This window comes from Winogradskyella sp. (assembly GCF_013213975.1).
Classification (GTDB): Bacteria; Bacteroidota; Bacteroidia; order Flavobacteriales; family Flavobacteriaceae; genus Winogradskyella.
Map to the genome: position 1 here is coordinate 1 of NZ_JABSST010000069.1, position 18,425 is coordinate 18,425.

General features: G+C 34.4%; 16 protein-coding genes. 7 read left to right on the forward strand and 9 right to left on the reverse strand.

Annotated features, from left to right (window positions below; translation table 11 throughout):
- The 3 genes from HRU49_RS11150 to HRU49_RS11160 all read right to left on the reverse strand — a co-directional run.
- Nucleotides 1-2,497: M14 family zinc carboxypeptidase (locus HRU49_RS11150; RefSeq protein ID WP_296357155.1), on the reverse strand; the 2,497-nt coding region annotated here is incomplete at its 3' end.
- 84 nt (nucleotides 2,498-2,581) lie between these two features.
- Nucleotides 2,582-2,968, reverse strand: a complete 387-nt coding sequence (locus tag HRU49_RS11155; protein WP_296357157.1) for a PUR family DNA/RNA-binding protein — start codon at nucleotides 2,966-2,968, stop codon at nucleotides 2,582-2,584.
- A gap of 63 nt (nucleotides 2,969-3,031) precedes the next feature.
- Nucleotides 3,032-4,789 (reverse strand): ABC transporter ATP-binding protein, encoded by a 1,758-nt coding sequence (locus HRU49_RS11160; protein ID WP_296357159.1) that lies wholly within the window; start codon nucleotides 4,787-4,789, stop codon nucleotides 3,032-3,034.
- A gap of 133 nt (nucleotides 4,790-4,922) precedes the next feature.
- Between HRU49_RS11160 and HRU49_RS11165 the strand changes: the two genes are divergently transcribed.
- The 4 genes from HRU49_RS11165 to yajC all read left to right on the forward strand — a co-directional run bounded on the left by HRU49_RS11165 (nucleotide 4,923) and on the right by yajC (nucleotide 8,012).
- Entirely contained in the window at nucleotides 4,923-6,026 is a 1,104-nt protein-coding gene (locus HRU49_RS11165) for a Glu/Leu/Phe/Val dehydrogenase dimerization domain-containing protein (protein WP_296357161.1), read from the forward strand.
- Nucleotides 6,027-6,152: 126 nt separating this feature from the next.
- A complete protein-coding gene (nusB, locus tag HRU49_RS11170) occupies nucleotides 6,153-7,064 on the forward strand; it encodes a transcription antitermination factor NusB (protein ID WP_296357163.1) in 912 nt (303 codons plus the stop codon).
- A 113-nt stretch (nucleotides 7,065-7,177) separates the two neighbouring features.
- Complete coding sequence (locus tag HRU49_RS11175) at nucleotides 7,178-7,717, forward strand: DUF1573 domain-containing protein (protein ID WP_296357165.1); 540 nt, start codon at nucleotides 7,178-7,180, stop codon at nucleotides 7,715-7,717.
- A 10-nt stretch (nucleotides 7,718-7,727) separates the two neighbouring features.
- The gene (gene yajC, locus HRU49_RS11180; protein WP_296357167.1) at nucleotides 7,728-8,012 is read left to right on the forward strand and encodes a preprotein translocase subunit YajC; all 285 of its coding nucleotides are present in this window, start codon (nucleotides 7,728-7,730) and stop codon (nucleotides 8,010-8,012) included.
- Nucleotides 8,013-8,675: 663 nt separating this feature from the next.
- On the opposite strand, the gene HRU49_RS11185 is transcribed toward yajC, so the two are convergent.
- Together HRU49_RS11185 and pepT are read right to left on the reverse strand one after the other, a co-directional pair.
- A complete protein-coding gene (locus HRU49_RS11185) occupies nucleotides 8,676-9,095 on the reverse strand; it encodes a hypothetical protein (RefSeq protein ID WP_296357170.1) in 420 nt (139 codons plus the stop codon).
- A gap of 8 nt (nucleotides 9,096-9,103) precedes the next feature.
- The gene (pepT, locus tag HRU49_RS11190; RefSeq protein WP_296357172.1) at nucleotides 9,104-10,339 is read right to left on the reverse strand and encodes a peptidase T; all 1,236 of its coding nucleotides are present in this window, start codon (nucleotides 10,337-10,339) and stop codon (nucleotides 9,104-9,106) included.
- Between the two features lie 112 nt (nucleotides 10,340-10,451).
- Here pepT and HRU49_RS11195 point away from each other — a divergent pair, with 112 nt between their 5' ends.
- Nucleotides 10,452-11,474 carry a quinone-dependent dihydroorotate dehydrogenase gene (locus tag HRU49_RS11195; RefSeq protein ID WP_296357174.1) on the forward strand — a complete coding sequence of 341 codons (1,023 nt, stop codon included), beginning with the start codon at nucleotides 10,452-10,454 and terminating at the stop codon, nucleotides 11,472-11,474.
- Between the two features lie 31 nt (nucleotides 11,475-11,505).
- Here HRU49_RS11195 and HRU49_RS11200 read toward each other — a convergent pair whose 3' ends face one another.
- Both HRU49_RS11200 and HRU49_RS11205 read right to left on the reverse strand, forming a co-directional pair.
- Nucleotides 11,506-13,236 carry a T9SS type A sorting domain-containing protein gene (locus HRU49_RS11200; RefSeq protein WP_296357176.1) on the reverse strand — a complete coding sequence of 577 codons (1,731 nt, stop codon included), beginning with the start codon at nucleotides 13,234-13,236 and terminating at the stop codon, nucleotides 11,506-11,508.
- A 214-nt stretch (nucleotides 13,237-13,450) separates the two neighbouring features.
- Nucleotides 13,451-13,597: a hypothetical protein gene (locus HRU49_RS11205; RefSeq protein ID WP_296357178.1), complete on the reverse strand. Its 147-nt coding sequence runs from the start codon at nucleotides 13,595-13,597 to the stop codon at nucleotides 13,451-13,453.
- A 728-nt stretch (nucleotides 13,598-14,325) separates the two neighbouring features.
- Between HRU49_RS11205 and HRU49_RS11210 the strand changes: the two genes are divergently transcribed.
- Both HRU49_RS11210 and HRU49_RS11215 read left to right on the forward strand, forming a co-directional pair.
- Entirely contained in the window at nucleotides 14,326-14,943 is a 618-nt protein-coding gene (locus tag HRU49_RS11210) for a LysE family translocator (protein ID WP_296357179.1), read from the forward strand.
- A 25-nt stretch (nucleotides 14,944-14,968) separates the two neighbouring features.
- Nucleotides 14,969-15,832: a hydroxymethylglutaryl-CoA lyase gene (locus tag HRU49_RS11215; RefSeq protein ID WP_296357187.1), complete on the forward strand. Its 864-nt coding sequence runs from the start codon at nucleotides 14,969-14,971 to the stop codon at nucleotides 15,830-15,832.
- 36 nt (nucleotides 15,833-15,868) lie between these two features.
- Here the strand turns inward: HRU49_RS11215 and HRU49_RS11220 are convergent, their stop codons facing one another.
- Complete coding sequence (locus tag HRU49_RS11220) at nucleotides 15,869-16,519, reverse strand: HmuY family protein (protein WP_296357183.1); 651 nt, start codon at nucleotides 16,517-16,519, stop codon at nucleotides 15,869-15,871.
- Between the two features lie 31 nt (nucleotides 16,520-16,550).
- Nucleotides 16,551-18,425: TonB-dependent receptor (locus HRU49_RS11225; RefSeq protein WP_296357185.1), on the reverse strand; the 1,875-nt coding region annotated here is incomplete at its 5' end.

Genomic DNA, 18,425 nt, shown 5'->3' on the forward strand with positions numbered 1-18,425 from the left:
CTCTAAAAAAGATAGCATTCATAAGTAATTTATTAGTGCCATACCAAAAGGCTCTAAAGTTGGTATTGTCTGTAAATGCTACGATATTACCACGTCCAATTCTTCCAAGTTTTAGTGGAATAGTTCTACTTAAACTGTCTAAATTTTCTTTAGAAATATAACCACTTAAAAGTGGATTTTTGGTATACTGAATTGGATTATCGTAACTATTCTTATTTGGTTTTATAAATAATGTGGTGTTTCTAAACATTGGTAATCTCTCGTTTTTATACCCAAAATTTATAGGATGTGATCGGTCTAGTTGTGCTTCAAAAATAGCCCCTCCAATAACTTGTGCACCTCTGAAATTTCCACGTTGCTCATGACTAATGTTTTTTGCAGTTATGCTACTTTTCTTAAAATCAATTTTCATTAATGTTTTAGAATTTAGCCAACGCAACGCATTTCTATAAGCTATTAATGTACCTCCATTTTGAATCCAACTTTTAAGCTTATTAGTATTTCCTTCATTTAATCCTGAGTATGAATTTACCATGATGATGGTATTGTACCTGCTTAAGTCGGCTCTCCCAAAACTTTTGGTATCTAATTTTGTGGCAACAATATCGTAACGCGTATCTAAAAGATGCCAAATTTCACCTGCATCGTATGAGGTCATGCCATCACCTACAACAAGAGCTACCTTAGGTAATTCGAGTGTTCTAAAGTTATTACTACCTAAATCTATGCCATCGTTAAGTCCTGTTGAAACAGGATCTATGGTAATATGACTCTCTTGTGCCACATCATTCAAAAAGCTATAAATCTCGTCAACAGAAAGGCTTTGGTTTTTAGCAGGAACCATTATGGTTCCATATTCGTATTCAGTTCCATTAGCTTTGAAGTTCTTCATACTAACTTTTGCTCTCAGCCCTTTCTTTAATACCTGATTTAACAATTTAGGGGCATAATATTCATTCCACGCAAATAAGTAAGCATAGTTGCTTTTGCTACTTACTCCACCTGTACGATGTACTAAATTTTTTACTTCAGCTCCTGCATTAGCGGTTGTAGTTTCTGTATAGTCCAAATTAAAAGCTAGAGGAAAGGTCCAAGCTGACACATCGTAAAATAGGCTGTCTTGAAAAGTGGTGCGTTTCTCAAACATGGCATTTATAAGACGTGTATTTTTTTGATTTTTTGGAACTACATAACTGTAGCCTTTTTTGTAGTTCTTTCCATTAAGAGAAACATCAGATTTAAGTTCATGGAATTTGATTTGATGTCTGTTCAGGATTTCTGCAAGATGATAGGTTCTAGCAGCATCTTTTTCATCACCAAATACAATAGCTTTAGAGCCTTCCTTAGATGCCTCAGAACGTGCATTTTTAAAAAAGCTATGCTGATAGTCTAAGATTTCTTTTCGCATATTGATGGCTGCGTCTAATGTTGATAAGGCTGCAGTAAACTGATTTCTGATGGTGAATGGAAAGGTTAAAATACCATTATCACTTTCTTGAATATGACCACGAGAACTCGCTTGTTCAAATAAAATACCAATACTTCCATTGATGTCTGGAAAGGTAGAACCCTTACCGTAATAGAAATCATCAAAACTCTCTTCAGAGTAGTATAAAGAACCAATTTTGTCAAATGCTTTGGCGTGATATTCTGCAATACCTTTTGTAAGCTCTTGGTTCATTTTAGGTGTTAATGGATGCGTTCGTGATGGAATTCCAGGCTGAAAGAAGAAACTAGAATTGGTGCCCATTTCATGATGGTCTGTTAATATATTTGGCATCCAATCATGGAAGGTCTTAATTCTTGCTCGAGATTCTGGAAGTTGCACGGGTAACCAATCTCTGTTCATATCAAACCAATAGTGGTTGGTGCGTCCTCCAGGCCAAATCTCACTATACTCTCTATCATTAGGGTCTGGATTTAGATTCATACCACGATTGGTATTTGCCCAATAGGCAAAGCGTTGTAAACCATCTGGATTAAGCGACGGATCAAGTAGTATTACAGCATTATCTAATAAATTATCAATTTTATCACCTTCAGCAGCCGCTAAATAGTAAGCGACAGCCAAAGCCGCATTAGATCCGCTAGATTCATTACCGTGTATTGAAAAACCCTCATAAACAACTATAGGTCTATTGTCAGTATTTGAATCAGTTTTTTCAGTGGCACTTATATGTGCTGCTTTAATAGCGTCTAAATTAGCATGATTCTCAGGTGAGGTTATTGTAAGTAATAAAAGTGGTCTATCTTCAAAAGTTTCACCGCGATTCTCAATAGTAATACGATCTGATGCCTTGGCTATAGCATACATGTATTGTACTAACTTATCATGGGTAATATGCCATTCTCCAACATCGTGACCAACCACGCTTTCTGGAGTTGGAATGCTTGGATTGTATTGTACATCATCTGGTAAATAGTATGATAAATCTACCTTTGATTGAGAAAAAACGGATGAGGTAGCTAAAACTAGTAATAGAACTATGCGTCGCATGAAATTATTTAGGTTAGTTAAAGCCTAAAAATAAAAAAACCGTTACGAAGCATAACGGTTTTTCATATAATTTAACAAAGCCTTTTAAATATCATCAAAACTGATATCTGTAAAACTTTCTGTACTTGTATCTTCTAAAGTCTTAGCTTCATGAGTTACAAATTCATCTTCGCGCTTGAAATCTTTTTGATGACGTTCACTAATCACTTCTTCGCCTTTTTCATCGATGATATAATTTGTCATTTCACCTAAGATTTCTCTGAACTCAGTAAAGTCTTCTTTGTAAAGATAAATTTTATGTTTCTTGTAATGATAAGAACCATCATCATTTGTAAATTTCTTGCTTTCGGTAATGGTTAAGTAGTAATCGCCTGCTTTAGTTGCTCTTACGTCAAAGAAATATGTTCTTCTTCCAGCACGTAATACTTTAGAATAAATTTCTTCTTTGTCCAGCATTCCATAATCACTCATAGCTAATATTGATGTTTTAAATTCTAATCAAAAATCTAAAAAAAAACCAAACTAACAAATAAATTAATGTATTTCTTTTTCTGAAAGTTGTTTTGTGTAGAGTTCTTGGTAGTATCCTTCAACACTAATTAAATTTTCATGTGTTCCAGACTGAATTACAACACCATCATCAAGAACAATAATATGATCTGCATTCTTAGCTGAGGATACTCTATGGCTTACAATTATGGTGGTTTTATCTTTCGTGAGTTTTACAAGATTCTTAAGTATTTTTTCTTCCGTTTCCGTATCAACCGCAGATAAACAGTCATCAAATAGTAAGATTTCTGGTCTTTTAATTATTGCTCTTGCAATAGATATTCGCTGTTTTTGACCACCTGATAACGTTATCCCACGTTCACCTAAAATGGTATCATATCCATTCTTAAATTTTACAATATTTTCATGAACTTTAGCGTTGGTTGCTGCTTGTATAACGTCTTCATCAGTAGCTTCCTCTTTACCAAACTTTATGTTGTTCCTTATCGTATCTGAAAATAGGAATGCGTCTTGTGGCACATAGCCAATGCTATCTCTTAAACTGTAAAGATTTAAATCAGATATAGGTTTATCATCGATCAGAATCTTGTGTTTATCGACATCGTATAGTCTTCCAATTAAGTCGAGAATTGTAGATTTACCTGACCCTGTTTTTCCAAGAATAGCCAGAGTTTCTCCGGATTTTAATTTAAAGCTAACATCCTTAAGCGCTTCAATATTAGTGTCGGGATAAACAAAAGAAACATCTTTAAATTCGATATCTCCTTTAACTGGGGTAATTGCTGAGATATTATTCTTAATCTCAGGTTCAGTGTTTAAGAATTCATTGATTCGTTCTTGAGAAGCTTCAGCCTGTTGCACTAAAGAAGTAACCCAACCAACCACAGCTACTGGCCAAGTAAGCATATTCACGTAAATTAAGAAAGCTGCAATTGTTCCAATGTCTTCGATTTCTCCATTCATGTATTGCATACCACCTATGTAAACAACAATTAGATTACTTATCCCTATGAGGAGAATCATCATTGGAAAAAACAATGCCTGCACCTTGGTTAGATTAATTTGTTTTTGCCTGTTTTCAGAAGACAGATTATCAAACTCGGTAGCAATTCTAGCTTCAATATTATAGGACTTTATAACCGAAATTCCGCTAAAAGTTTCCTGAGCATATGTAGATAAAGTTGACAGTGATTGTTGGACAATCGTACTACGTGTGTTTATCTGTTTACTCAATTTATAGATGGCCACTGAAAGAATTGGAAGAGGTAATAGTGTATACATTGTTAACTTTGGTGCAGTACTTACCATATATATTATAGCAACAGTGAATAAGGTAACGGTATTAATGGTGTACATAATGGCTGGACCAACGTACATCCTTACCTTACCAACGTCCTCACTGATTCGGTTCATTAAATCACCGGTTCGATTGGTTTTATAGAAATTTAATGAAAGCACTTGGTAATGCTTATAAATTTCGTTTTTGAGATCATACTCAATGTAGCGCGATACATTGATAATGGTTTGACGCATTAAAAAGGTAAAAAGTCCAGCGACAATAGCAGCACCAATTAAATATAAAATATTAGTCATGAGTTCCGCTCTAAAAACTTCCTCAGTGATTTTGCCATCTAATCGGTCTGAAACCACGTTTATAGAGGCCCCTACTAATCTTGGAGTAAAAAGTGCAAATATCTTGGCAACTATTGTGATAATAACACCGATTATGAGTCGGAATCTATACTTATAGAAGTACTTATTTAAATGTTTAAGTGCTTTCATGGTGCATTTGGTCGGTCAAAATTATTACGATAATCTTATTTTGACGTTAATGTTTTGCTAATCCTTTATTATTAATTTATTTTTGCTCGCTGTTTTTAGATAATCTTCAAATAGCCTTAAACTAGATCATAAAATGACTTCAGAAATATTAAGCCCTCAGGAGCTTTCAAAAATAGACCCTGTTTTCGGTCAAAATTCATTTGATAACCATGAACAAATCGTTTTCTGTAACGACAAAGATACTGGTTTAAAAGCAATAATTGGAATCCATAATACCGTTTTAGGACCTGCACTTGGTGGAACGAGAATGTGGAATTATGCTAACGAGTGGGAAGCACTAAATGATGTGCTGCGTTTATCAAGAGGAATGACCTTTAAATCAGCAATCACAGGCTTGAGTCTTGGTGGTGGTAAAGCAGTTATAATTGGCGATGCAAAGATGCAAAAGACGCCTGAATTAATGAAGCGTTTTGGTGAGTTTGTACATTCTTTAAGTGGTAAATATATCACTGCTGAAGATGTTGGAATGACCACTGCTGATATGGATGTAGTTAGAGAAGTTACGCCTTATGTAACAGGAATTTCAGAAAATAAAGGCGGTGCAGGTAATCCGTCTCCTATCACAGCTTATGGAGTATTTATGGGTATGAAGGCTGCAGCTAGATTTAAATACGGTTCTGACGTTTTAGAAAATAAAAGCGTATATGTTCAAGGCATTGGTCATGTAGGTGAAGCTCTTGTCGAGCATTTAGTGAATGAAGGTGCTGAGGTTACCATTTCAGATATCAATAAAGAACGATTGGAAGAAGTACGTTCCAAGTATGGGGTAACCATCTACGGTGGAAATGATATTTATAGTGAACCAATGGATATTTATGCTCCTTGTGCCTTAGGAGCTACAATTAATGACGATACCGTTTATAATATTAAAGCAGATATTATTGCTGGTGCAGCTAATAATCAGCTTGCGGACGAAGATAAACACGGTTTAATCTTACAGAACAGAGGTATTGTTTATGCGCCAGATTTTCTAATCAATGCGGGAGGAATCATCAATGTTTATGCAGAATTAGAGAATTATGATCGCCAAGAGATTATGCGTAAGACTGAAAATATTTTTAATACAACGCTTGAGATTTTAGATAATGCTAAAGTCAATAATCTTACAACGCATGCTGCAGCACTAAATATTGCAAGAGAACGAATAGAAACCCGAAAGAGAGAAAACTCTAAATAATTTTTTTGGGACTTAAATAATAGTATTTTTGCATGGTGAATCTAAAAAGGATTCACCTTTTTTAATCAACTTAAATAAAGTAGTTCTTTACATATGCTAAGTCGTAGACACATCAGAATTAAGGTAATGCAATCATTATACGCCTTTAATGGTACCGAAGGTGATGACCTTTCTAAGGATGAATCATTCTTATTTCATAGTTTATATAGCATGTACGATTTATACCTCTCTATTTTGGCCTTGCTTTCAGAGCTTCATAAAAAGAGCAAGGACTATAACGAAAAACTTCAAAAGAAACTTTTAAGCACAGAATCTGACAAGAATCCAAATACTAAATTTCAAGATAATCAAGTTCTCAGTTTAATTACTGAGAATACAATGCTGAATGATATTATCGGTAAGAGAAAGCTCAATTTTTGGGACCTAGATTTTGAGTATGTAGATATTCTTTTTAAAGCAATTTTAAAAAGCGATATATATAGAGATTACATTCAGGATAATGAGGTTTTCTTTAAAAATGATAAACAATTTGTTTTAGATATTTATACCGAAATCATTGCTCCAAATGATCAACTTTACGATTTTTTTGAAGATAAGAAGTTAACTTGGCTCGATGATTTGCCTGTTGTTAATACAGTATTATTAAAAGTACTACGAAAGTTAAAACCCACGTCACCAGAAACAGCATTGTTACCAGATCTTTACAAAGACGAAGATGATAAAGAATTTGCTAAACTTCTTCTTCATAAAACGATTTTAAATGCGTCTAAGTTTGATGAGGAGGTAGGAAAGAAAACTACAAATTGGGATAGTGAGCGTTTAGCGAGCATAGATGGGATTTTATTAAAAATGGCCCTTTGTGAATTTCAAAAATTTCCTTCTATACCTTATAAGGTAACACTAAATGAATATTTAGAAATTGCCAAAGAATATTCGACACCAAAAAGTAGTCTTTTTATAAACGGAATCCTTGATAAAATTGTAAGGGAATACCAATCTGAAAATCGGAATTATAAAACTGGACGAGGATTGATGTAGTTACAATGGTTTATCTTCAGAGTTAAGATGCTTACAAAAATTTTTATTGGTTGAAATTATTATTACCTTTGACTGCTGTTGAAAACAGAAAATATTAATTTAAAAAATAAATAATGAAAAAGGTAATCTTAGGCCTATGTGCTTTATGTATGGTAGCTTTTACGTCTTGTAAAGAAGATGCGGCAAGTAAAGTTAAATCTGAAAATGTTGCAGTAGCAGCTGAAAGAGATGCAAATGCTGGAAATTTTCCAGTATTAAAATTAGACAAGGAAATTCATGATTTTGGAACAATAATGAATGGCACTCCGGTCGAAACAGTTTTTAAGTATACTAATACAGGAAACTCTATGCTAGTGGTGAGTAACATTAAAAGTACTTGTGGTTGTACAGTGCCTTCAAATTACACTAAGGAAGTTGCTCCAGGTGAAACAGGACAGTTTACTGTAAAATTTAATGGAAAGGGTAATGGCAAAGTATCTAAGTCATTAACAATGACAACAAATACTGAAAAAGGAACGCAAATTGTTAAAATTACGGCTATGGTAGAGCAGGATCCAAATGCTCCACAAAAGCAGCCTGGAAAAGCAACAATAAATCCGTTATCTACGAGTAACGTAAAAACGTCAGCTCAAGTAGGTCATAACCATAATTAAGAAGTAATTAATGGAAGGAATAGGATCTTTTTTACCCTTTATAGCCATTTTTGCAGTGATGTATTTCTTTATGATTGCTCCACAAATGAAACGCGCTAAGCAGGAAAAGAAATTTTCAAGCGAAATGAAACGAGGAGATCGTGTTATTACTAAAAGCGGAATGCATGGTAAAGTTGTTGAATTGAGTGATAAAGATAACAGTTGTGTTATAGAGACAATGGCAGGAAAAATAAAGTTTGATCGCTCAGCAATTTCTATGGAAATGAGTAAAAAACTAAATGCTCCTGCGAAGTAAAAGCACAATTGTATACGAAATGTTAAATCAAAACCGTTCTTTTAAATGAACGGTTTTTTTATTTAGCAGTTTTTGTATTTATCATTTAGTGCAACACCCTTTATAATTATTGGAATGGTTTTTTTCGAATCGTCTCCACTATGTGACGTCTCGTTTGGCTTCACCACAATATTCGTAATATTCTCCTTGTGTTCCTGGGATTATCTCGTCAAATGATACTTTACCTCACTATTGGTTTTAAAAGCCATAGCTAATTTTTCAGCAATAACTACGGGCTTAGTCCTTACGCTTTGATTTTTAGTTCTTTACCAAGCTTTAGATTTGCATTCCATTATTTTAGATAGTCCAATACAGCTGATTCGTAAATGTTTGTTTTAGTTTGAAAGCGCAACTGTCTTAGTTTTATGCTCTTGTCAATTAATTAGCAAGTTACGTTATGTTCATCTTTAAAAAAATACCTCTTGATGAAACCAAATACAGAAATGATACTAAAAAGTACCAATGCCTAAAATATTTTTACCCTTAATGCATACGTTGGGCCACTCTATTTTAAAGTTTATTCTAGCCTTATGTTATGATTGATAGCTTTTAAAATATTTAGCGCTTAATCGTATTACGCATAACTTTCTATAAATTCTTGGATGCTGTAAACCTTTCTTCAGCTTACTCAAGTTTTGAATAGGTGATAGTATCTAAGGCATTGCCCTCATCTAATTCGTCATTAAAAATTCGAAGTTTTAGAGTTGTTTCGTTGAGCTCAACAATTTTAAAATCAATTTCATCATTCCCATTTAAAAAAATGTCAAATGCAATTACACTGTATGTAGAGCTTACAGAATTGACAAGTTCTGTACAATTATCACCGGTAAAGTCAGATACCGTGTAAGCAATTCTGGTGAACTCTGTAATTAAACAACTCGCTGAATCATCTGTAACACCACCACTACCACTTTCAGTACTTTCTCTGAACCAACGCCCAATTAGAGCATCTTTGGAGGTATTGCTTGTGCCGTCTGAATCCGTACTGCAGCTACTGCTTAGGAGAATGATAAAAACGATACTACAGGCTTTTATATATTTCATGATATTGATTATGATTTAGCCGTCAATTCGGCTATTTTACAAATAACTTCTGCGGCTTTCTGCATACTTTCTACAGGTACGTATTCATAACGACCGTGGAAATTGTGTCCTCCTGCAAAAATATTAGGGCAAGGTAAGCCCATATAACTGAGCTGAGAACCATCTGTACCACCGCGTATAGGTTTAATGAGCGGTTTAATTCCTAAGGAAATCATAGCCTCCTCTGCAATATCAACAATATGCATAACAGGCTCAACTTTTTCCTTCATATTGAAATATTGATCATTAATTTCTATTTCAAAAATATCAGCTTTAAATTTTGAATTGAGATCTGCGGCAATTTTCTCCATTACAATTTTTCGTGCTTCAAATTTAGCTCTATCATGATCTCTTATGATGTATTGAAGTTCAGTATGTTCTACTTTACCTTCTATAGCGTAAAGATGGAAAAAACCTTCATAACCTTCAGTGTGTTCCGGAGTTTCTAGCCTAGGTAAAGCATTGATAAATTCAGTTGCGTAATACATTGAATTAACCATTTTTCCTTTGGCATATCCCGGATGTACGATTTTTCCTTTGACTTTTATTTTTGCTCCTGCTGCGTTAAAATTTTCATACTCAAGCTCTCCAATTTGACTGCCATCCATGGTATAGGCCCAATCTGCACCAAAAGTATTAACGTCGAAGTTATGCGCCCCTCGACCTATCTCTTCGTCAGGCGTAAACCCTACTTTAATTGTACCGTGTTTAATTTCAGGATGACTAATTAAATATTCCATAGCAGTAATTATTTCAGTAATCCCTGCTTTGTCATCAGCACCAAGCAATGTCGTTCCGTCCGTAACAACTAGGGTCTGACCAACATATAATAACAAGTCTTCAAAATAGCTCGGTGACAAAATAATATTTTCCTCGCTATTTAAAACAATATCCTTACCATCGTAATTATCTATGACACGTGGTTTAACGTTCTTACCAGTAAAATCAGGCGAGGTATCAAAATGAGAAATAAAACCAATAGTAGGTACCTCGTGCTCCACATTACTTGGTAATGTAGCCATAATGTACGCATTATCGTCTATGGTGACATTGCTCATGCCAATGGCTTTTAAATCTTCGACAAGTTTATGTGCTAAATCCCATTGTTTTTCAGTACTCGGAGTTGTTTCAGAATTTGGGTCTGACTCAGTATCTATAGTGATATAGCTAATGAATCTATCAAGTATATGTTGCTTATCCTTCATAAGTATGGTTTGTACCCAAAAATACTTAACGTGTTGCTTTGTAACAAGTCTATCGAATGTTTCTTTTAATTTGATATGATTTGATTTATTTTTACCAAGCAAAAAATTCCTCATGTACAAAGCACTAATTCGACCAATTTTATTTTGTTTTGATCCAGAAAAAGTTCATCATTTCACCTTTTCTTTAATCAGAAATATCTCTAAAGTTCCCGGTTTTAAAGGACTATTTAGATCCATGTATCTTATTAAAGATAAACGCTTGGAACGTGAATTATTTGGACTAAAATTTAAAAACCCTGTAGGGTTGGCGGCTGGATTTGATAAAGATGCGAAACTTTATAATGAATTGTCGAATTTTGGCTTTGGTTTTATAGAGATTGGAACCATTACTCCTAAGCCTCAGGAAGGAAATCCTAAAAAGCGATTATTTAGGTTAAAAGAAGATTCAGCTATTATAAATCGAATGGGATTTAATAATGGTGGTATTGAAGAGGCAGTAGAGCGCTTAAAAAAGAATTCAGGAGTTTTAATTGGAGGAAATATTGGTAAAAATAAAGTAACACCTAACGAGAATGCTGTGGATGATTATGAGATCTGTTTTAATGCTCTTTTTGATTATGTAGATTATTTTGTGGTTAATGTTAGCTCGCCAAATACCCCAAATTTGAGAGCTCTACAAGATAAAGAACCATTAACGCAACTGCTCAAAGCCTTGCAGGTCCTCAATTTTAAAAAAGACCAATCTAAACCAATTCTATTAAAAATTGCACCAGACTTATCAGATGATCAGTTACTAGACATAATCGATATTGTAAATATTACAAAAATTGATGGTGTCATTGCAACAAATACAACCATTTCTAGAGAAGGTTTAATCAGTGATAATAAAACTGAAGTAGGTGGATTAAGCGGTAAGCCATTGACAAAACATTCGACAGAAGTTATCAGATTTTTGGCAGAAAAGAGTAATAAAGCGTTCCCAATAATTGGTGTAGGAGGCATTCATTCTGCGGAAGATGCTTTAGAAAAGTTAGAGGCAGGTGCAGATCTTGTTCAACTATACACCGGATTTATTTATGAAGGTCCAAGACTAATTAAATCCATTAATAAAACACTATTAAAAAAGGCACAGTAATCTGCGCCTTTTTTTTGAATATATTTAGAATTTAGTTCCGAATAAATCTAAGAGTCTGACTGACATTTTCTTTTTTCAGTTCAATAAAATATAAGCCTTTGCTTAAAGCTTTAATATCGATTATTCTATCATTGTCGAAACTTATCATCGATTGTTTAACAATCTGTCCTAAGGCGTTATATATGGTGTAATAATCTGGTAAATTTGTAGAATTTATTGTTATGCGATCCGAAGATGGGTTAGGATAAATATGAATCTCTTCCGTATTAAAATCTGTAACACTCAACGTTCCGTTAAAGAAATTATCAGTTGTTCCAAAATTGAAATTTCCTCCTGTGGATAACACTGTGTTATTTTCGTCAAGTAATTCATAGAAACCACTTCCAGAGACGCAACAAATACCATCCCCATAACTGTCGCTAATTACAAAGCTATAGCACTCGTCTGCACTCACTGCAAAGACTTCTGTTTTGGTCGTATAATCATCTATGCCTTCAATATATGGACCTCCAGAATATAAGACCATATTATTTCCATCTAAGAATTGCCAAGAGGTTTCTGCTGGCCAATCGTCTAAGGTTAGATTCATTGTTATCGTAGAGGTGCTAATTTCGTCTGCACCAACTTCAATATATTGCATCTTTACTTTATTTAATGTCGATGTGCCGTTAGAAATACTTAATGCTACGTCATAATCTCCAAAAGTATTATACGTATGCGTTACGTTTTGCGTAGTGTAGTCTATCACGTCATCTCCATCTACATCCCAAAACCATGCCGTGGCACCAACACTGTTATCTGTAAAGTTTACTGTTAGGTTACTTGAACAACTTTCTGTCTCATCAGCAACAAAATCAGCACTAAAACTAGGGCATGAAAGGTTATTTCTTGACACCTGATAAATAGCATTAATTCTGGCATACTGTTGAGCGGAAAATTGTGTTCTACATATTTTTCTAGAGTAGGACATAATATTTAAAGGGTCTGGCTGAAAGTATTCACCATTTGCATCTTGGGCGAAATCAAAAAATTCGCATGCCCCATTTACATTATTATTTCCTAATTTTGGATCCGCAGGAGTATCACAAATAAAGTCTCCTGTCGTTTCACAATTAGAACCGTCCACTAATTCTTGTGTTGAGTTGTATACGTTACTGTTGCCATGTGTGTGAGACAACCCAAAGAAGTGCCCCATTTCATGAGACAAAGTACTGCCGTTTGTGGTGCATCCATTTGCCATTAAAATAGTTTCAGGACCTCCAGGAAAGTACGCGTAGCCGCACAAACTACCACCAGAACTACTACTTACTACAGAGTTTGCAAAATAGATGTTAATGACACCATCAACATTATTAGCATCAGTAAGGGTACCTTCATCAGCAGACTGAAAATTATAATAGGCATCATTGTTTATGTAATTAATACCTTCGCACAAAAAGAACTCTAAACCAGCATTGGCATAATATGAGTTCATAATTGCCATAGCATCATCTAACTCAGTTGTAGTTAGACCACCTAATCCAGACGACATGGTAATAATATGTGCCTTAACAGGAACTGAGGTCATAAGAGTCGAGGAACGTGTTTGCAGTTGTTCTTGCAAATACTCTTGCTCTAAAATTTTTATCTGATCTTTTATAGAGTCATAGTAGGCAGCTGCTTGCTGAGTATATTTAAAACCGCACTCTTCCTGTGCATTTACAAATAAATTTGAAGCAAATAAGAAGACTAGTGTAACTAGTACTTTAGTAATTTTAATCATAGCTATTTTGTTAAAAATTAAAGTGCTCTAAAATAGAAATTTTAGAGCACTTTTATAAATGTTATTTGACTAGCGGGTTGCCATAATATTAATTTACGATGAGTGTTCAACGCAGTGATTCACTATATCCAGGCGGTTTAATTATATAAACACTTTTAATAAATTCACTTATGACTATAATTATTTTGTGATATATCCTCAAATTTTAATTGTTTTATCGTTTTTCCGAGTTATCAACAACTGAAATGTAATCAATTTTCGGGGCATTGGTAATAGATATTATCCCTAAAGCATTTGGGTTAGGGTAGAGTTTAACCTTTGTTAGACTATTTTCGTCATTTGAACTTAATGTTGTACTCATAAAGTAATTGTTAATATGCCAATTTTCTCATTATTAAAAGGGTGTCCATGTGTCCCAACTACCTTAGTAAAACCCCTTGTGCGTTGGTAGGAAGATTGTTTACACTATGACCAAAGCCTTCTTAGGTTCCAGTATCGTAAGAATATAAGTCTATAGAAAAAGATTCTTTCTATCTCTTAGTCGATGTGCCCTATAAGTTAAGACTATTCATAGCGATTATAAAATCTGAATTTGTGGCAACTATTGATGCTAGTGTAATTAATGGAAAACCTCTAATATAACCACATCGCTCAATCTTGCTGAAGCTATAGCTACAAAAGGATCAACCGATGCTTGAAACCACTGCTGTGATTTTCCAAAATTTATCTCATTTTGTACCTTAGAATTAAAGACGCCATTAGCACCAAATTCGGCAACATCTCTAATTCAAGGAGATACTATAGTACCCATTTTTAAAAACGTAATATTGCTTTTATGATTTGCATCTACCAAATCTGACTAAGGTGCACTTGTAGGTAATGTTGCATGATGAGTTGCATGCCGTGTACTTGTAAACGTTATAAGGTAAGTTACTGTTGAAGGGGTAAAGGCATTTAATACTGGAAAAACACTTAATAAGAGTGTAAGTGTAGTTTTATGCATAGCCCAGATTGTGGTTACTTTAATTAGTCATCTTGAATAATTTGAACTTATAACGAATAGCTTATTTTAGTGAAAATTTTGTAACCTTGAATTACGACATACTTTTTTCGTTTGCTTTGGCAACATCAGCATTGGCAATTTCTCCAGGACCAGATAATATTTATGTCTTAGTGCAAAGCATTTCTAATGGAAAATCATGCGGTCTTGCGATAGTTTGTGGACTGATATCAGGATGTGTCGTCCATACCACACTTTTAGCCTTCGGTGTTTCAGCCATAATTAAAACTAATGATTCTATCTTTTTGGCTATTAAAATTCTGGGATCCTTGTATTTATTTTTTTTGGCCTATAAAGTCTTTCATTCTAATTCCGACTTAAGTTTAGAGACTAAAACTATTGAAAAAAAAAGTCTCAAAGGATTATACTTTCAAGGGTTTTTTATGAATGTCTTAAACCCTAAGGTTACTATTTTCTTTTTGGCATTTTTTCCAGGTTTCTTATTTAGTGATTCTATGAGTACAGTACTTCAATTTTACATTCTTGGTGCAATATTTATGATTGTTTCTTTTATCATTTTTTCTGGTATAGCCTTCCTTGCCAGCCAAATAAAAACGTATATATTAAACCATAAAAACTCAGGTATTGTATTTAAATGGCTTCAGATTATTGTGTTTATTGGTATCGCAATTTTCATTCTTTTGTAAGTCTCAAAAGCACTATATTTGATTGATGAATAAAGCGGTAAAACTTATTGAATGTCCTCGAGATGCCATGCAAGGTATTAGAGACTTTATTCCTACAGAAAAAAAGGTACAGTACATTCAATCATTGCTTAGAGTAGGGTTTGATACTATTGATTTTGGGAGCTTTGTTTCACCAAAAGCCATTCCACAAATGGTAGATACCGCTGCGGTATTATCTCAATTAGATTTAAGTACAACTAAAAGTAAACTGCTTGCCATTATAGCAAATGTTCGAGGTGCTAATGACGCTTCTGTTCATGACGCAATTAATTACTTGGGATTTCCGTTTTCAATATCTGAGAACTTTCAGATGCGTAATACGCACAAAACAATCGCGCAATCAGTTATAACATTATCTGAAATCTTAGACATAGCTGAAAAAACAAATAAAAAAGTTGTTGTTTATATTTCTATGGGATTTGGTAATCCTTATGGTGATCCTTGGAATTTAGATATCGTTGGGGATTGGACGGAGCGCTTAGCAAAAATGGGCGTTCATATTTTATCTTTGAGTGATACTATTGGAAGTTCTAATCCAGAAAATATAGAGTATTTATTTTCTAATCTTATCCCAAAATATCCTGACATTGAATTCGGAGCACATTTACACACGACACCATCAACCTGGTTTGAAAAGATAGATGCAGCCTACAAAGCAGGATGTAGACGATTTGATGGAGCCATTCAGGGATTTGGTGGTTGCCCTATGGCAAAAGACGATCTTACAGGAAACATGCCAACAGAAAAAATGTTGTCCTACTTTACCCAAAAAAAAGCCCATGACTTAAATGCCATGAGCTTTGAAAGTGCCTATAATGAGGCTACTAAAGTCTTTTCAAAATATGGTTAGACAGTAATTACAATGCCATTTAAAATTCTGAATTTTTTATTCAAAAGTTGTTTCCCCTTCGTTAGGGTTATACACATAATCGAAAGTGTAATAACGTGGTGTACTTGCATCTGGTCCAAATCCTCCGATAATTGGATTAGGATTGTCTTCATAATAACTGATGATTTCAACCTTAGCATAACGTCCGTCTCTAGTTCTGAATACTAATACCTTACCAGGAATTTTGGACACTATATTGGTCATAAAGTTGTAGTTATACCAACCGTTATCACTTCCTGTTGGTATAGCAAAGCCAGAGGTTCCATCTTGGGCAAAAGTTAATCCATCAGCAGATGTAACACTGGCGAAAGTTCCATCTATAATAACAGCTCCAGCGTTGCCATTACGAGCAGGCTCATCGTTTGTGCCAGTTACGGCACCTCCATTTACAGCAATAGTAGTTCCTCTAAAGGCAATATCCCATTCAGTGTCACTTGTAGTTTCCATACCTGTAGAAAAATCAAACTTCGCAAAATCTCCACCAATTGGGTCAGGAGTTCCTGGTCCACCAGTTTGAGGTGCGAAAAGGTTCGCTACGGTTACAGACTCAACATCCATTCTTGCTGGACCACCATTATCATCATCAGAACTACATGAGGTAAATCCTACAAATAATGCTAATACAGCTAAAATTTTAATAGTTTTCATTCTTTTCATTTTTGTTTAATTGTTATTGTGTTTAAAAATTATAATTCAATCTTGTAAATAATTGTATGCCAGGAAGATTCGGGATATTATTATCTCTGTAATCCAAAAGGTTATTGGCACCTACTTGTAAATCAAAGTGCTCTCCAAATTGTTTTGTTGCCGCAATGTTGGCCGTTACAAAGCCATCCACAAAACTATCATCGAAGCTGTCTAATATGATATTTCCATTTGTATCGAATTGTCCATACTTACTTCTATATAATAGTCTTAGATTTATATCTGATTTGAGTTTAGGAATATTGTAAAATACCTTTAGGTTAGCATTGTGTCTGGATCGGTTGACCAATCCAAAATAATCTTCTCGCTCTACCAATACCGTTCTGCCAGAGTCATCAATTGTGAACACTTCATCATTATCAATACGCTCTAACTGGGTTTTATCGTAAGCATATAAAAGCTGGTAACCGCCACTAATGCGTAAATTATCATTCCAGTTATAAGTAGCATCTAATTCAAAACCAGTAAAGTAGACTTCATCAAAATTTCGGTAACTGAAAACATTTTGACCGTTGTTTTTTCTTGCAATGATTTGTGTATCAATGAGATTTTTAAAATCGTTTCTAAAGAAGTTGATTTCGGCGTTCCATTTATCTTTTTTAAAGGCAGCACCTATATTTAAACCAACAGAACTCTCAGCTTTTAAAGGATCGTTAAATTGCTCTAAAGGAATAACGACCTCAAGGATTTGTCCAGCTTCATCAAGTTCTTGTAATTTGTCCAGCGCTACGTTATAACCCAAAACAGTATAACCAACAGCTGAATTTGTAAAATCAAAATATAATTGTCTAAAGTCTGGTGCTTTAAAACCATAACCTACAGATCCCTTAAGTGCTATATTTTCGTTAAGATCATAGCGTAACGCTAACTTAGGGCTTAGTTGATTGCTATATTCAGAATGGTTATCAAATCGTGCACCAACTATGACATTAAAATCCTCAAACGGTTCGACATCCCACTGTGCATAAACGTATTGGCTATTAAAATTAACTCTACTATCAAAAAATGAGCGATCTAATTCATCATATTGATAGCCTAAACCACCTGTTATGGTTCCAGATTCATCAAAACTGTAGATAGATCTAATTTCTGGTCGAACTAAGTATTGGTTAAAATCACTATCAAACAATACATCACCTGTTACGGGACTTTCGGAAGATTCATTTGCTCTATAATTGGTAAAATAGAACTCATATTCAAATCTTAAATTGTCATTCCAATCATGATTTAACCTTAAATGAGAGTTCCACTCCGTTTCGTCAGAATCTCCTTCAAAAATATCGTCTGAAGTTTCAAAATTATTTTCTTGTGTTTGATAATAATATCGTGTAGAACTGAATAGTTTTAAATTATCATTAAAGTCGTAGAAAAAACGTCCGTTTAAGGTGTAATTTTCAAATGGACTTACAGTTTGTCCTGTTGTTTCTGGCGTAAGGTCGTAACCTTCACTAGATAGACGGTTTAGAAATATGCCATAGCCAAATTTATCTAGCTTCTGATCGATATTGAAGTTGGCGTCTATTTGTGTAAATGATCCTACTCTAAAAGAAGCATTGCCACTAGGTTTTTCAGAGGTTGGATTTTCAGTAATGATATTAATGACTCCGCCTAAAGCCTCACTACCATAAAGGGCACTCGACGGTCCTTTTACGACCTCGATTTGTTTGATGTTACCAACAGTTAATCGGCTAAGATCAAAGTTGCCAGCACTTCTACCAACAAGCGGAACTCCATCAATCATTATCATAATATAGTCCGATGCAATTCCTTGAATTTGTAAGCCTTCAAATCCGCTTTCATCTGGTACAACCACTAATCCTGTTTGTTCTGTAAGGATCTCATTTAAACG

What these genes read in the sequence shown, in the direction of transcription:
- HRU49_RS11155 (WP_296357157.1), bottom strand. Translation starts at nt 2,968, where the DNA reads ATGAGTGATTATGGAATGCTGGACAAAGAAGAAATTTATTCTAAAGTA.
- HRU49_RS11160 (WP_296357159.1), bottom strand. Translation starts at nt 4,789, where the DNA reads ATGAAAGCACTTAAACATTTAAATAAGTACTTCTATAAGTATAGATTC.
- HRU49_RS11165 (WP_296357161.1), top strand. Translation starts at nt 4,923, where the DNA reads ATGACTTCAGAAATATTAAGCCCTCAGGAGCTTTCAAAAATAGACCCT.
- nusB (WP_296357163.1), top strand. Translation starts at nt 6,153, where the DNA reads ATGCAATCATTATACGCCTTTAATGGTACCGAAGGTGATGACCTTTCT.
- HRU49_RS11175 (WP_296357165.1), top strand. Translation starts at nt 7,178, where the DNA reads ATGAAAAAGGTAATCTTAGGCCTATGTGCTTTATGTATGGTAGCTTTT.
- yajC (WP_296357167.1), top strand. Translation starts at nt 7,728, where the DNA reads ATGGAAGGAATAGGATCTTTTTTACCCTTTATAGCCATTTTTGCAGTG.
- HRU49_RS11185 (WP_296357170.1), bottom strand. Translation starts at nt 9,095, where the DNA reads ATGAAATATATAAAAGCCTGTAGTATCGTTTTTATCATTCTCCTAAGC.
- pepT (WP_296357172.1), bottom strand. Translation starts at nt 10,339, where the DNA reads ATGAAGGATAAGCAACATATACTTGATAGATTCATTAGCTATATCACT.
- HRU49_RS11195 (WP_296357174.1), top strand. Translation starts at nt 10,452, where the DNA reads ATGTACAAAGCACTAATTCGACCAATTTTATTTTGTTTTGATCCAGAA.
- HRU49_RS11200 (WP_296357176.1), bottom strand. Translation starts at nt 13,236, where the DNA reads ATGATTAAAATTACTAAAGTACTAGTTACACTAGTCTTCTTATTTGCT.
- HRU49_RS11205 (WP_296357178.1), bottom strand. Translation starts at nt 13,597, where the DNA reads ATGAGTACAACATTAAGTTCAAATGACGAAAATAGTCTAACAAAGGTT.
- HRU49_RS11215 (WP_296357187.1), top strand. Translation starts at nt 14,969, where the DNA reads ATGAATAAAGCGGTAAAACTTATTGAATGTCCTCGAGATGCCATGCAA.
- HRU49_RS11220 (WP_296357183.1), bottom strand. Translation starts at nt 16,519, where the DNA reads ATGAAAACTATTAAAATTTTAGCTGTATTAGCATTATTTGTAGGATTT.